This window comes from Providencia manganoxydans (assembly GCF_016618195.1).
GTDB lineage: Bacteria > Pseudomonadota > Gammaproteobacteria > Enterobacterales > Enterobacteriaceae > Providencia > Providencia manganoxydans.
Genome location: NZ_CP067099.1, coordinates 1,632,675 through 1,648,086 on the forward strand (window position 1 = coordinate 1,632,675; position 15,412 = coordinate 1,648,086).

Below are 15,412 nucleotides of genomic sequence, written 5' to 3' on the forward strand. Positions count from 1 at the left end.
TAAATAATTAAATAATTTAATATTCACAACTGCTGAGGATTATGTTAATAATAAGCAAAACACAATAGGATCATCATCATGTTTGAAAGTTTTGGTGTATTAAACTTCTGGACCTATTTAGCGGGTTTAGTTTTAATTATCATTGTTCCGGGACCAAATTCTTTATATGTATTAAAATCAAGTACTTCACACGGGACTCGAGCTGGCTATCGAGCTGCTTTAGGCGTTTTTACTGGTGATGCTGCCTTAATTTTTCTTTCGTTCATTGGCGTAGCGTCGGTGATTAAAGCATCTCCAACCTTGTTTATGATTGTACGTTATTTGGGCGCAGCCTACTTACTTTATTTAGGCTGTAAGATCCTTTATGCAACTTTTTGGCAGAAAAAAATGCCTAGCACTGATGATCAACCCGTCGTGGTAAAATCGGAGAAAATTTTTACACGTGCTTTGATTTTGAGTTTAACGAATCCAAAAGCGATTCTATTTTACATCTCCTTTTTTATACAATTCATTGATTTTAGTTATAGTCATGCTTGGGTACCGTATTTAGTATTGGCGTCAATCCTTGAATTAGTTAGTTTTATGTATCTTAGTTTGCTTATTTTTAGTGGCTATTTAATAGCGCGCTTTTTACGCGAAAAGCAAGTGTTAGCCAAATTAGGGAACTGTACAGTTGGAACCTTCTTTATGGGATTTGCTGCAAAATTGGCTATCTTTAGTCATTAAGGTAGACAACTGATATTGCTAAACAGATCATATCATTGATTAAGTTGCTATCATTTTGCTTGTTTAGGTAGCGACTTAAGTCAATTTCTCTTCAGTTATCATCGATACATTATTCAACTCTAATTATTTTCAGTATAATTGTATTAAAAATACAGTTAAGAGGTTCGTGTGACGCAAGCAGAAATCGATGAGTACTGGATGAAGCGCGCTTTAGAATTGGCTAAAAACGCTCAAGATGCGGGGGAGATCCCTGTAGGTGCTTTGTTAGTTAAAAATAACCAACTAGTTGCGTCAGGTTGGAATTGTTCAATTGAAAATCATGATCCTACCGCCCATGCAGAAATAATGGCACTTAAGCAAGGTGGGCAAGCACTCAGTAATTATCGATTATTAGATACTACTCTCTATGTGACTTTAGAACCTTGTATTATGTGTGCAGGGGCAATGATCCATAGTCGTATAAGCCGTTTAGTTTATGGTGCTAAAGATTTCAAAACAGGTGCTTGTGGCTCGTTTATTAATATCATGGAGCGACCTGGTTTGAATCATTATCTTGAGGTGACAGGGGGAGTACTCGAGGAGAGCTGCTCCACAATGCTGAGTGCTTTTTTTAAAATGAGAAGGGCGCAGAAAAAGGAACAAAAACGCTTGCTTAATTATAGTGATGAGTAGAATTATAATTAAGCAAATTTATAATATGATATTAATTTATTGATTCGACTTCAGTTCTTATATCGTTATCAGGGGTCGCTGAAAGAAAATATTGCCCTAAAGATAGCTTGTCGCTAGGTGGTGAAATAGGCGGTAGTTTGTATTGCGACTGAGTTGGCTGAGCATATTTGAGACTCACTTTTTCTTGCATTGCCCCTTGCTCCGTCTCTGTTGTTTTCAGATTTATATCAGGTTTTTTCTCATTTTCTTGAGGGGTGTTTTCTTGTTTAGGTGTTAATAGTGGAGGAAATAAAATTAATGATTTCTCCGCTATAGCTAATGAGCGCTGTTTTTTATCTTGATTTTGTAAATAGCCCACTAAACTTTGATGGTAACGACGAATATTCTCTACATAGCGATAAGCTTCATGGCCTCGTGCGTAGCCATAATTCAATTGTGAATAATATTTTTTCTGTGTGAGTAATGGCAATCTAGATTTTACATCTAACCAGCGATCAGGATCACCACCTTGCATTTCGGTGAGTTTTCTCACATCCAACATATGGCCATATCCCATATTATAAGCGGCTAAAGCAAACCAAACCCTATCATCATCCGCAATAGATACAGGTAGCCGCTGCATTAAATATTCAAGGTAAGCAGCACCTCCCTTAATACTTTCTTCAGCGTCTAATCGATCGGCGATACCCATGGTTTCAGCTGTTGGTTTTGTGAGCATCATTAACCCTCGAACACCTGTTGGTGATGTTGCGAGTGGATCCCAGTGAGATTCTTGCCAAGCAACAGCAGCCAATAGCTTCCAATCAACGGCTCTAGCGTATTTTTCAAATAGAGGCTGGTAGTTAGGAAGCTTGTTGTTGATCGCATTAATAAATGAAATGGTATCAAAATAATCAAAGGTTCCAACATGACTAAAGAATTTTTCATCCAATCTAGCTAATAAATCCGCCTCATTACTGGCATTGAAAAAATCCAGTAATGCAGCATTGAGGCTGTCATCATTGAGCCTTTTCATATACCAAGTGACAGCATGATCATCGACTAAGTCGAACCCGACTGCAATCTCAGGGTGAACTCGTTGCTGTAAAGCCACTGAGATGGAGTCTTCTAGGGTATAATCAATCAACCCTTCTGCGACCATTTCTAATAGTTGGTTAGTTGTAAAATCGGTTGTTTCTTCCCACACCAAATTGGGATATGTCTCTTTTAATGCTTTTAAGGTGCTGGCATGAGCTGAGCCCGCCATAACAACGAACCTGCCATTAAGGTCATTAAAATTTTTCGGTCGCGTAGAACCTTTTCGATAAACTAATTGCTGTGTGACATTGAGATAACTGGGGCCTGTTTTCATTTTTTGCAAGCGTTCTTGATTATAAAGTAGCCCTGCCACACCAATATCAGCTTGTTCGTTCTCCAGATCGTTAAAAATCAGTTCAACGGTTGGCCGCATGGTGATAACTAATTTCACTTCAAGATAATCGGCAAAACTTTGCACGAGTTCATAATCAAATCCATGTAGATTTGCATCATCATCAAGATAAATGAGGGGAGAGCTAATAGCGCTCACACGCAACTCACCTCGAGAGATGATTTGATTTAGTTGATTGTTTGGCGTACTTGGCCAGCGAATACTCAGCCCAATAATTAGCGCAGCTAACAATGCCACAATCACAATGATTAAATAGTTGACCTTGATGTTATTCAAAAATATATCTCATATGTAAACCTTTGGACTGCATATTGTTGTTTTCGCTTAGTTAATGCAGTAGCTATCCGGATCATATCACGAGGACGGTTATTGATATTGTCATTTCCCGCCTATCGTTCGGAGGAGCATGGGTTTGTAATAGTAAAATTATTATAAGTAATGGTTATATTCCCAGTATTTGGACATTTTGCTCAACAATTATGATCTGTGCAACCAATATCGTGTTATTTCACTCCTAATAATATTTAACGGTTTGCTTTATTTTTAGTCACGCAAACGGTTTCGTATTGATGAACATTGCTCTATAATGTGTTCCGGTTCCCCTGCTTTCATGATCAGGGCTGGCGTTTAAATGAGAGAAATTAAGACTATGGAAATTTTGCGTGGTTCACCTGCTCTATCAGCATTTCGTATTACTCGCCTTTTGGCGTTGTTCGCTGAAAAACAGCTTCCTGTTACGGATATCTATGCTGAATATATGCACTTTGCTGAACTATCAGCACCTCTAAGTGATAGCGAGCAAGGCAAGCTGCGTAGTTTGCTAAAGTACGGTCCTTCTCTCGCAGAGCATGAGCCTTTTGGGCGGTTGATTTTAGTTACCCCACGCCCAGGCACCATTTCCCCTTGGTCATCTAAAGCGACAGACATTGCTCATAATTGTGGTTTATCTCAAGTTGAACGAATTGAACGTGGTACAGCTTATTACGTTCAGGCTGAAGGGCTATCGCAGCAGCAATGGCTGGAAGTTGCAGGGTTGCTGCATGACCGCATGATGGAAAGCATCTTCAGTGAGTTTGAACAAGCGCAAGCGCTTTTTGTTCATCATCAACCTACGCCAATGAAGGTGGTGGATATCATTGCTCATGGTCGCTCAGCACTTGAAAAAGCAAATTTAGAAATGGGCTTAGCCCTTGCTGATGATGAAATCGATTATCTGTTAGCGGCCTTTAATCAATTAAAACGTAATCCAACCGATGTTGAATTGTATATGTTTGCGCAAGCAAACTCAGAACATTGCCGCCATAAAATCTTTAATGCAGATTGGATCATTGATGGTAAAGAACAGCCTAAGTCACTGTTTAAAATGATTAAAAATACCTTTGAAACCACACCTGATTATGTATTATCAGCTTACAAAGATAATGCGGCGGTTATGGAAGGTTCTTCGGTAGGGCGTTTCTTCCCTGAAGCGGATGGGCGCACTTATCGTTATCATCAAGAAGATGCACATATTTTAATGAAGGTAGAAACCCATAACCATCCAACGGCAATTTCTCCGTGGCCGGGCGCAGCTACGGGCTCTGGTGGTGAAATTCGCGATGAAGGTGCCACTGGTCGTGGGGCAAAACCGAAAGCAGGTTTAGTGGGTTTTTCCGTTTCTAACTTACGTATTCCTGGTTTTGAACAACCGTGGGAAGAGGACTTTGGTAAGCCTGAACGTATTGTGACTGCACTTGATATTATGTTAGAGGGGCCACTGGGTGGTGCTGCCTTTAACAACGAATTTGGCCGTCCTGCTCTTTTAGGTTACTTCCGAACATACGAAGAAAAAGTGAATAGCCATAATGGCGAAGAGCTACGTGGTTACCATAAGCCAATCATGTTAGCGGGTGGTATTGGTAATATTCGTGCTGATCATGTGCAAAAAGGTGAGATCCCCGTTGGTGCAAAACTGATTGTTCTTGGTGGTCCATCAATGAATATTGGTTTGGGTGGTGGTGCGGCATCATCAATGGCATCAGGACAATCAGATGCAGATTTAGACTTCGCTTCTGTACAGCGTGACAACCCTGAGATGGAACGTCGTTGCCAAGAGGTGATTGATAATTGTTGGCAACTTGGTGATGCTAACCCAATTCTGTTTATTCATGATGTTGGGGCGGGTGGTTTATCGAATGCGATGCCTGAATTAGTCAGCGATGGTGGCCGTGGTGGTTGTTTTGAGCTGCGTAAAATATTAAATGACGAGCCAGGCATGAGCCCACTGGAAGTGTGGTGTAATGAATCACAAGAGCGTTATGTATTAGCGGTCGCTTCTGAGCAAATCCCACTATTTACTGCTATTTGTGAGCGTGAGCGTGCACCTTTCGCCATTATCGGTGAAGCGACTGAAAAGCGTGAGCTGGTATTGAACGATGAACATTTCAATAACCAACCTATCGACATGCCCCTTGATGTGCTATTAGGCAAAACACCAAAAATGTTGCGTGATGTCAGCACATTGAAAGCAAAATCAGATGCGTTGGATAGAACATCAATCAATTTAAATGAAGCAGTAAAACGTGTTTTACATCTTCCTGCCGTTGCAGAGAAAACATTTTTGATCACGATTGGTGACCGTACGGTCACAGGCATGGTCGCTCGTGACCAAATGGTTGGTCCATGGCAGATCCCTGTCGCTAACTGTGCCGTTACTACCGCCAGCCTTGATAGCTATTATGGTGAAGCGATGTCGATTGGTGAAAGAACACCGATTGCATTATTAGATTTTGCCGCTTCTGCTCGTATGGCCGTTGGGGAAGCGTTGACTAATATTGCTTGTGCTTATGTGCAAGATCTGAAACGAGTAAAATTGTCTGCAAACTGGATGTCTGCGGCAGGGCACCCTGGCGAAGACGCGGGCCTTTATCAGGCGGTTAAAGCGGTAGGTGAGGAACTCTGTCCTGCGCTGGGCTTGACGATCCCTGTTGGTAAAGATTCCATGTCAATGAAAACACGTTGGCAAGAAAATGGCGAAGAGCGTGAAATGACATCACCATTATCATTGGTGATCAGTGCATTTGGCCGTGTTGAAGATGTGCGTTTAACCGTGACACCTGAATTAAAAACGGATGTAGATTCTGCTTTAATGTTAGTTGATTTAGGGCAGGGTCATAATGCATTGGGTGGTTCAGCATTGGCACAGGTGTATCGCCAACTAGGCAATAAAGCCCCTGATGTTCGTGACCCTCGGTTGCTATCAGGTTTCTTTACTGTGATCCAAAACTTACTATCAGAACAAAAATTGTTAGCGTATCACGACCGCTCTGATGGCGGCCTATTTGTCACATTAGCTGAAATGGCATTTGCTGGTCATTGTGGTGTGAATGTTGATATCAGCGAATTTGATGAAGATATTTTAGCGGCTCTATTCAATGAAGAGTTAGGTGCGGTCATTCAAATTAAGCAACAAGATAGACAATATGTTGAAGCTTGTTTTGCTGACGTCGGGCTTGCTGAGTGTGTGCATTATTTAGGTACTGCGACACAAGACGATGCGGTGGTGATCAATAGCCGTGATACTGTGGTTTACCGTGAATCACGTAGTACACTGCGTGAGTGGTGGGCAGAGACAACATGGCAGATGCAGCGTTTGCGTGATAATGAAGTGTGTGCTGATGAAGAGCATAATGCTAAGTTAGACAGCCAAGATCCGGGGTTGAACACTAAATTAACCTTTGATATTGCTGATGATATTGCAGCTCCTTATATTTCGTCAGGTGTACGTCCTAAAGTCGCAGTATTGCGTGAGCAAGGTGTTAACTCACATGTAGAAATGGCAGCTGCATTTGACCGCGCTGGTTTTGATGCAATTGATGTGCATATGAGTGATTTATTGTCAGGCAATCTATCGTTAGCGGGTTTCCAAACACTGGTGGCTTGCGGTGGCTTCTCCTACGGTGACGTATTGGGGGCGGGCGAAGGTTGGGCTAAATCTATCCTCTTTAACTCACGTGTTCGCGATGAATTTGCTGCTTTCTTTGCACGTCAAGACACACTATCCCTTGGGGTATGTAATGGCTGCCAGATGATGTCTAACTTACATGAGCTGATCCCAGGTGCAGATTTATGGCCACGATTTGTTCGTAACCGCTCAGAGCGTTTTGAAGCGCGTTTTAGCTTAGTTGAAGTAGTGAAAAGTCCGTCATTATTATTACAAGATATGGCTGGATCACGTATGCCAATTGCTGTTTCACATGGTGAAGGTTTAGTTGAAGCACGTAACTCAGCCCATATTCAACAGTTGGAAAATAGTTTACTGGTCGCACTGCGTTTTGTGAATAACTATGGGCAAGTGACTGAACAGTATCCAGCAAACCCAAATGGTTCAGTTAATGGTATTACCTCCGTGACTTCTACTGATGGCCGTGCAACGATCATGATGCCGCATCCTGAGCGTGTATTCCGTACAGTGAGCAATTCATGGCACCCTGAAAATTGGGGGGAAGATAGTCCATGGATGCGTATTTTCCGTAACGCACGTAAACAATTAGGCTAATTTTCGAGTTTAATGTATTGAGAAAGCGGTAGCGCATTGCGTTACCGCTTTTTTTATTGATATAAAATAGTTAGTTTTCTATTCGAGTATAAACATACCGTAAGGATGTATTTGTAAGTAGAGACTTTCCCCTACCGTAGGTTGAAGCTGTGTTGCATTGATTTGTAATAGCATTGATTGGCCATGCCAATCGACTGTTACCTCATATTGCGGCCCCATATAGGCTACATGTGAAATGGTGCAGCGTTGGCTTTCTTCACCTTGTAGACTCAGGGTAATGGCTTCTGGTCTAACGCCAACAGTTACTTCTGTTTTATCAGACGTTAATTGACTTGGGCGTGGTAAATGATAGTTAAATATATTCACGCTATCACTGGTGAGTGTTGCAGGGAAAATATTGGCATCGCCCATAAAACTGGCCATAAACTTAGAAGCGGGTTGGCGGTACAGTTCTTGTGGTGAGCCAAGTTGCATGATTTTACCTTTGTTCATTACCAAAACCATGTCGGAAACGGCAAAAGCTTCGCTTTGATCGTGTGTCACATACAATGAGGTAATATTAAATTGCTGTTGTAACTCACGAATTTTCTCGCGCATGCTACGACGTAAGTTAGCATCTAAGTTACTGAGTGGCTCATCAAATAACAGTACTTTTGGTTTTAAAATCAGCGCTCGGGCGAGGGCGACACGTTGTTGTTGGCCCCCAGATATTTGATCAACAAAACGATCAGAAAAGCCAGCTAAATCAACCAACTCCAAAGCTTCTTCCACCCGTTGTTTAATTTCTGCTTTAGGTAAACCCAGCATCTTCAAACCATACCCGACGTTGTCCCCTAAAGACATATGAGGGAATAGGGCGTAGGACTGAAACACCATACAGATATCACGCTGTTGGATAGAACGGTCAGTAACATCTTCACCATCTATAAACATTCGGCCTTCGGTAGGTTTTTCAAGGCCGGCAACTAAGCGCAGAACCGTGGTTTTTCCGCAACCGGATGGACCTAATAACGTCACCATACTGCCTTGTGGAATAGAAAGACTTAAATCATCGATAACCGTATTGTTACCAAAGCGTTTAGTCACATTTTTAAGTTCAACAAAATTTTGTTGGGTCATGTCAGTTACTCCATGATTACTGTGCATTTTTGGCTTTGGAACGTGAAACACGGGCTTCGCCAATTAAATAGTCAAATAGGAAAATAATTGCGAGCATTACCACAATCAGGATCGAGCCATAAGCAATAGCAACGCCGTATTCACCATCTTCAACACGATTTAAGATATAAGCGGTTGCAACGCGAGTATCAGGCGTAACTAAGAACACAATGGCACTGACGGTAGTTATGGCACGAACAAAGCTATAGATCAGCGCAGAGAGGATCGCAGGGCGTAACAAGGGTAATAAAATATGGAAAATGGTTCTCATTGAACCCGCTCGTAAGCTAAGTGATGCTTCATCAAGAGATTTATCAATTTGCCCTAAGCCTGCAATACCTGCACGGATCCCTACAGGAACGTTACGCATGGTCATTGAGATGATCACAATTGCAGCAGTACCTGTTAAATAGAAAGGTGAATCATTAAAGGCCAAAATATAAGAAACACCTGCGACTGTTCCGGGTACGGCAAAGCATAACATCGTGGTGAACTCGATGGTTTTTTTTCCGCGGAATTCTTGTCGTACTACAATATAGGCAATTAATAGCCCTAAGATTGCGGTGATTGGGGCGGCAATACCCGCATACAATAAGGTATCCAACAATGATGGCCATGCACCATCACTCATTCCCTGTCCGAAGAGTTTTATAAAGTTGTCTAGGGTTAGGGTGTAATCAACGCCCCAGTTAACCGTGAAACTACCGTAGAAAATGCTGCCATATAATAACACATTGAATACCACCCAAATGGTGAGGAAAGTGGTAACTAATGTGACTAATGAAGTTGGGAGTGGCTGAACATCACCACGATAGGATTTACCTGACACCGTGACATAGGAACGTTTGCCTATCCACATATATTGCACGCAGAAAACGAGCAGTGAGAAAACCAATAATGAAGCACCTAGGGTACTTGCAGCTTGGTAATCGAGCTGTGAGCCTGTGATGTAGAAATAAATTTGCGTCGCTAAGACGTCAAAGTTACCTCCTAATACTAATGGGTTACTAAAATCGGCGAGAGATTGAACGATGACGATCAAAAATGCGTTGGCCAAAGCTGGTTTTAACAGAGGCATAAACACATTAAAGAAAGTTTGATAGCGATTAGCTCTCAGCGTATAAGAGGCTTCTTCGAGTGATGGATGGATCGTTTTGATTGCACCATCTAAAATCATAAATGACATTGGAGTAAAGGCGAGAACCTGTGCTAACCAGATACCTGTAAAACCATACAGCCAGTTGGTATTTTCTAACCCCATATAGGTTGCAAGGAACTCAGTAATATAACCTGAGCGCCCCATCATCAATGTGACACCTAGGCCAACGACAAAAGGTGGGGTAACGATCGGCAAAATAGAGAACACGCGGCCAATGATAGCAGAACGTTTGGCAATTCTTGAGGTATAAATCGCGAGGATCAAACCAAAGAAAGTACAGCCTGCACCCACCGCCAGCGATAGGAAAACCGAGTTAATAATCACTTGGACGATATGAGATTGAGTCAATATCGCGACAAATGAAAATGGCGCAAAGTCCCCATTGCTATCCGTAAACATAGGGATAAAAATGGCAACGCTAGGAAAGACAATAAATAAAGCGATAACGGCCACAATAGTGATCAGTGAGCCAATAACAAATTGGTCTCCACCTAGCCACTCTAATCGTGTTAAGGCGAGTGTCATGATCATGCCTAATGAGATAAATAGCATGATAGATGAATAGCCTAAGCCTTTACCTTCAAAAATGGCAGAAACGACAACGGCAATAGCCGTGATGGCAGCAATAGATATATCAAGATAGTGTCGTGTTTTATGATATCTATCAGCAGCATAGATAGGGCGAATAAATAGGAGCGAAGGCAGTAAAAACCACATCCAACTGATATTTACGCTACTCCAACCATAAGCGGCAAGTATTTCATCTTGCGTTGAGTCGAAAACACCATAATCTAAGCTCCACGATGGCAGTAACGCAAATCCTAGCCATGCCAGTAGTAACCAAAAGAAAATGGTGTCTCTTCCCTGTTTTTTAGGCAAAGTAAGGGTGCGAGACATAAATCCCCCGAATGTTGACATCATTATTATTGTTTTGCAGAAATGAGAGCATCGTGATAGATGCTCCCTTCAAGCGATTACTTACTCATTTTGACTTCAGTAACCCATTTGTTGATCAGGTTTTTACGGACATCAGCGTCGCCGTATTTATCCATATCGTAGTTGATCAGGTTTAAATCATTCAGTTTTAATGAAACAGGTGAAGATTCAGCCGTTGTATTGGTTAAGATCTGATAAGATTTACCTTCTTTCCAGCTTAGCTCTTGCGCTTCTTTTGATAATACAAAATCAACGAATAGCTTCGCATTATCAAGGTTACGCGCATTTTTCAAAATACTGATGCCGCCAATTTCATAGCCTGTACCTTCACAAGGTGCAATCAATTCTAATGGCGCACCATTTTCAACTTCTAATGAGTAATCATGTAAGAAGCCAATCCCAATCGCCGATTCACCACGTGCAGCGTTACGTGCCGGTGCGATGCCTGATTTGGTATATTGAGAAATATTACTATTTAGTTTTTTGAGATAATCAAAGGCTTGGTCGGTCCCCCACAGTTGGTCGAAGGTTGCCAGCGCGGTGTAAGCGGTTCCTGAACTTTGTGGATCGGCAATTTGAATTTCGCCTTTATATTCAGGTTTGGTGAGATCTTTCCAGCAGGTGGGAATTGGTAGACCTTTTTCTTTTAAACGATCTTTATTCACGCCAAAGCCTAAAATGCCGATATAAACCGCAGAGGAATAGTTACCTTTACGTTTTGCCGGATCTTGAAATTGCGGCATGATTTGCTCTAGATTAGGTGATTTATACGGTTGTAGTAGATCCATTTCACCTGCTTGTGAGTGAGGATCTAACGTACCGCCATACCAGACATCGGCTTGAGGGTTGCGTTTTTCAGCTTCGATTTTTGCTAATGTACTGCCTGAGCCATTACGAATAAAGGTGGTTTTTACATCATATTTTTTAGCAAAAGCTTGGGTTTCAGTTTCACACATGGCGTTGGTGGCACTGCAATAGACAACTAATCGACCCGCGGCTGAAGCTGTTGTTGAAATTGCCGCTAAAGACAAGCCGGCTGCAATAAGGGTAGTAAGGGTTTTCAGTTTCATTTTCAGTCCTTTTTATCAGGTTTTATCATCGGATAGTGAAACAGTACCGGCTAAGTGCTCACGTTTGCTGACATTCGCAATCAAAAGTGGCATTAGCAGTAATCCCATCAGTGCCGCAGCACTGGCAAGTAAAGCAAACATGCCTGACCAACCATAATGTGCTATGACCTGAGAGAGTGGCCATCCCGCAATTGCCGCCCCTAAATAGGCATACAAGCCGAGATAACCAGTTACCGTTCCAGCTGCATTTTTATGACAATATTCTGTTGCAGCTAGACCGATTAACATTTGTGGCCCAAATACAAAAAAGCCAATACTAAAAAAACAGGCTGCCAGTAAGGCATAGTGGTGAATCGGCGTTAGCCACAGTGCACTTACTGAAATCGCCAATCCTAACGAAAAAAGTAAAATCATTGGCGCACGTTGCCCGCGAAACAGCAGATCAGAACCCCAGCCAGAACAAAGTGCACCGAGCAAACCACCTAGCTCAAACAGTGATAAGGTGGCATTGGCGCTGAGTAAATTGACCCCGTGGGTTTCTGATAACCAAAGATTGCCCCAATCATTTATTGCAATGCGTATCAAATAAACCAGAATGTAAGAAAAACCGAGCAACCAAATCATTCTGTTAAATAAAATGGTTTCTTTTAATATGGTTAGCATGGGTTGTGGCGGTGATAACCTTTCTTGTCTTAACTCCAAAACATCATGCCGCCATCGGCCGATTGTGGGCAGACCACTTTGTTGTGGTGTCCCTTTGAGCTGCCGACACAGCCATAGACCAATCACAACACCAATAATACCGGGCACAATTAATGCCATTTGCCAGCTATAACTCGTTGCTAACCAAGCTGTTAATAAAGGGAGTGACATGCCACCTAAGTTAATGGATATGTTCCATAGCCCCCACCAAAAACCTCTTTCATTGCGTGAATACCAATGAGTTAAGATACGTGCGCATGGAGGCCATCCCCAGCCTTGAAAAAAACCATTTAGTGTCCATACAATCAGTAATGCAGGAAAAGACAAACAATAGGCAAAAAGGATATTCAGGAGACCAGTCATCACTAGACCCACTCCCATAAACCAGCGATAGCCTGTGATATCGTGAAAAATGCCAGAGATAAATTTTGAGATGCCATAAGTCAAATAAAAGGCAGTCGCAATCCAGCCGATATCACTTTTGTCTAAAAACAACTCCACCTGCATAACGGGCATCACAAAATTAAAGCTTTTTCTGGTTAGATAAAAAGCGGCGTAGCCAACAATCATTGATAGCATCAATTTACGGCGCCAAAAGCGGTATGTGCTATCTAAAGTGAGGGTGCTTTTGCCAATCATGTCGATGTCTCCCGTTCGGCAAAATGTAATCAAATTTTTAACAAAAAGGATGAGATAAGGACTTAGAGAGCTAGGAATAAGTCTTAGTTTTGGCTTGTTTACTCTCAAAGTGTGGGCAGGTTAACAATTATCTGTGTTCCACCTTGCGTGGTTAACGTCCAATCCCCTCCTAAAGCACTCACCCGTTCCTCAATGCCGCGCAATCCCAAGCCACTCGTTCGTTGGCTAAAGGGGATCCCCACACCATTATCGTTGACCCTGAGTTGGATTTTGTCTGACTGTTGTTCTAGAGAGATAGAGATATGCGTGGCGCGAGCATGTTTACTGATATTATTTAACAGCTCTTGAACTAGGCGATAAAGGGTAAACAGAACTGTATCATTTTCAGGTGTATCTATTAGCTGATAATGGAACTCACATTCGATCCCATTTTTTTCAAAGGCAAATTCATCAATAAGATGAGCGAGCGCTTTTTCTAATGACATTTCATTGAGTACTGGTGGACGTAACTGACGTAATAACTGTCGGGTAGATTGGTGAATTTGCTGTGCTAGCTGGTTAATTTGCCCCGCAGCTTGATGGCTGAGTGGGTCAAGAGCCGTTTTTTTTACTAGCATTGATTGAATTTGGATCGCGGTAATATTTTGGCCAATTTCATCGTGCAGCTCACGTGCAATGGCTTTTTTCACATCTTCTTCGGTGTGCACCAATTGACGCATTAATTCTCTTCTGGCTTTGAGTTCCTGCTCTAATCGTTGTCGGTAGCGTTGTAGGTTACGTGCTAATTGCTGTTGTCGACTGATAGCTATCCCTAAGCCAATTCCAATCAGCGCTTGAGAGCTTAAGAACATTTCGAGTTCTTGTAGGTCAGCAAAAGCGCCATGAAATTGACGAGCAAAAGTCATAATTAAGCTGCCTAATAAGGCAGATAACACACCGCCTTGCCAACCATAGCGATAAGCCATAAATACATTAGGGATAAAAACAAGTAAAACAATGAGTTGTTCGATTTCAGGGGTGAAAAAGACCTGTGCGCTGAGACCAACTAAGCAAAATAAGAATGCCCAAATCAATAAAGAGGTTCTGAGCTGCTTATCAGGGGTACCATAGTCGAGTAGCATTTGATAATGCTGTTCATGCAAGTATTCATAGATTAGATAAATAAATGGCGTTAATAATATTCCGCCAGTAAAAGTGGCTAGAAACAGCTGACTGACTGAAAAAGAAGACAACCAGCTAAAAACAAGGACGTGTAGTAAGCTGTTTGCCGCAACACCTGCAAGTAACAATAATAATCGCTGCCAATAAAGCGTATATCGCCACCAAATGTCTTGGATCACATAGGCAACAGTTAAACTCAATAAAGGTGAAAGTAGTAATAGCGGTTGTGATAATAACTGTTCTTGGGCGAGCCAAATATTAAGTGTTACTTCGCTAACCAATAGTGTTGGCCAATAGCGTCGCCATAGGATAATCATTAAGGCTAGGCGTAGCCCTTGAGGTAAGAAAAGGGTAGCTTGAAACCCATTTTGACTTAGATAAAAGCCAATAATCCATAAGCCAATCCAAATCAATGAATAAGTAAAAAATAAAAAAATGGATTGTAGGAGTAGGCGTGTTCCTTTGCGCATCGTCTATCACCTTGAGTAAAGGTTGTGCTCTAAAGCATAATGAACAAGATCGATGGTATTTTCACATTGAAGCTTTCCAAGAATATTTGCGCGGTGAACATGAACTGTTTTATGGCTTAACTCTAATTGTTCGGCTATCACCTTTACGCTTAGGCCTGCCACCAATAAATCAAATATCTCTTTTTCTCTTGGGGTGAGTTCTTCTAAAGCTCGGCGTTGTTGTGGTGCTTGGCGTAGAACCTTCATCGCATCTGAACATAGGTAGCAACCCCCATTATGGACAGAACGAACCGCTTGAACGAGCTCTTCTGGGCCACATCGTTTAGTCAAATAGGCACTGGCGCCTGCATCTAAGGCACTTTGTACAAATGCAGGGGTATCATAAATACTCAGTATAATAGTGCGAAAATCGGGTTTCTTTTGACGCAAACGAGTAAGCAGTTGTAAACCGTTTTCATCAGGCATGGAAATATCCATGATGGCAACATCAATATCAAGGCTAATTAAGTTAGGCCAAGCCTCTTGAGCACTAGCATACTGACCAACTATACAAATGTCAGGCTCAAGAGTTAATAGCTGTGCAAAACCTGAACGTACCACGATGTGATCGTCAATAAGGGCAATTTTTATCATTTTTATAGCTATACATTATTGAGGTAATTTTTAATGCTTATATCAACACCGAGAGAGATAAGCTAGTGTGATACATTAAATGTTCAAGCTGCATCAAATTTAAGATAGCTATCAGTTTTA

10 protein-coding genes are annotated in these 15,412 nt (G+C 41.8%); 3 read left to right on the forward strand and 7 right to left on the reverse strand.

What is annotated here, in order from left to right; translation table 11 throughout:
- The first annotated feature begins 78 nt into the window (after window positions 1-78).
- Both leuE and tadA read left to right on the forward strand, forming a co-directional pair.
- A complete protein-coding gene (gene leuE, locus JI723_RS07205) occupies window positions 79-726 on the forward strand; it encodes a leucine efflux protein LeuE (protein ID WP_337979885.1) in 648 nt (215 codons plus the stop codon).
- Between the two features lie 168 nt (window positions 727-894).
- Window positions 895-1,398 carry a tRNA adenosine(34) deaminase TadA gene (gene tadA, locus JI723_RS07210; RefSeq protein WP_140180284.1) on the forward strand — a complete coding sequence of 168 codons (504 nt, stop codon included), beginning with the start codon at window positions 895-897 and terminating at the stop codon, window positions 1,396-1,398.
- Between the two features lie 31 nt (window positions 1,399-1,429).
- Here tadA and mltF read toward each other — a convergent pair whose 3' ends face one another.
- Window positions 1,430-3,103, reverse strand: a complete 1,674-nt coding sequence (gene mltF / locus JI723_RS07215) for a membrane-bound lytic murein transglycosylase MltF (RefSeq protein WP_272581204.1) — start codon at window positions 3,101-3,103, stop codon at window positions 1,430-1,432.
- Between the two features lie 373 nt (window positions 3,104-3,476).
- Between mltF and purL the strand changes: the two genes are divergently transcribed.
- Window positions 3,477-7,364 (forward strand): phosphoribosylformylglycinamidine synthase, encoded by a 3,888-nt coding sequence (purL, locus tag JI723_RS07220; protein WP_337979961.1) that lies wholly within the window; start codon window positions 3,477-3,479, stop codon window positions 7,362-7,364.
- A gap of 78 nt (window positions 7,365-7,442) precedes the next feature.
- Here purL and fbpC read toward each other — a convergent pair whose 3' ends face one another.
- The 6 genes from fbpC to JI723_RS07250 all read right to left on the reverse strand — a co-directional run bounded on the left by fbpC (window position 7,443) and on the right by JI723_RS07250 (window position 15,292).
- Window positions 7,443-8,483, reverse strand: a complete 1,041-nt coding sequence (gene fbpC / locus JI723_RS07225; protein WP_070930043.1) for a ferric ABC transporter ATP-binding protein — start codon at window positions 8,481-8,483, stop codon at window positions 7,443-7,445.
- A gap of 16 nt (window positions 8,484-8,499) precedes the next feature.
- On the reverse strand, window positions 8,500-10,578 hold the full coding sequence (locus tag JI723_RS07230) for an ABC transporter permease (protein ID WP_272581203.1): 2,079 nt from the start codon (window positions 10,576-10,578) through the stop codon (window positions 8,500-8,502).
- A gap of 77 nt (window positions 10,579-10,655) precedes the next feature.
- A complete protein-coding gene (locus JI723_RS07235; RefSeq protein ID WP_121874848.1) occupies window positions 10,656-11,687 on the reverse strand; it encodes an ABC transporter substrate-binding protein in 1,032 nt (343 codons plus the stop codon).
- A 15-nt stretch (window positions 11,688-11,702) separates the two neighbouring features.
- Window positions 11,703-13,028, reverse strand: coding sequence for an MFS transporter family glucose-6-phosphate receptor UhpC (gene uhpC / locus JI723_RS07240; RefSeq protein ID WP_140180289.1), 1,326 nt, complete (start codon window positions 13,026-13,028; stop codon window positions 11,703-11,705).
- 104 nt (window positions 13,029-13,132) lie between these two features.
- Entirely contained in the window at window positions 13,133-14,659 is a 1,527-nt protein-coding gene (locus JI723_RS07245) for an MASE1 domain-containing sensor histidine kinase (RefSeq protein WP_337979886.1), read from the reverse strand.
- A 6-nt stretch (window positions 14,660-14,665) separates the two neighbouring features.
- Window positions 14,666-15,292, reverse strand: a complete 627-nt coding sequence (locus JI723_RS07250; protein ID WP_070930046.1) for a response regulator transcription factor — start codon at window positions 15,290-15,292, stop codon at window positions 14,666-14,668.
- Window positions 15,293-15,412 lie beyond the last annotated feature (120 nt).

Excerpts from the sequence above, each read along its gene's own strand:
- leuE (WP_337979885.1), top strand. The coding sequence starts at position 79 with ATGTTTGAAAGTTTTGGTGTATTAAACTTCTGGACCTATTTAGCGGGT.
- purL (WP_337979961.1), top strand. The coding sequence starts at position 3,477 with ATGGAAATTTTGCGTGGTTCACCTGCTCTATCAGCATTTCGTATTACT.
- fbpC (WP_070930043.1), bottom strand. The coding sequence starts at position 8,483 with ATGACCCAACAAAATTTTGTTGAACTTAAAAATGTGACTAAACGCTTT.
- JI723_RS07230 (WP_272581203.1), bottom strand. The coding sequence starts at position 10,578 with ATGTCTCGCACCCTTACTTTGCCTAAAAAACAGGGAAGAGACACCATT.
- JI723_RS07235 (WP_121874848.1), bottom strand. The coding sequence starts at position 11,687 with ATGAAACTGAAAACCCTTACTACCCTTATTGCAGCCGGCTTGTCTTTA.
- uhpC (WP_140180289.1), bottom strand. The coding sequence starts at position 13,028 with ATGATTGGCAAAAGCACCCTCACTTTAGATAGCACATACCGCTTTTGG.
- JI723_RS07245 (WP_337979886.1), bottom strand. The coding sequence starts at position 14,659 with ATGCGCAAAGGAACACGCCTACTCCTACAATCCATTTTTTTATTTTTT.
- JI723_RS07250 (WP_070930046.1), bottom strand. The coding sequence starts at position 15,292 with ATGATAAAAATTGCCCTTATTGACGATCACATCGTGGTACGTTCAGGT.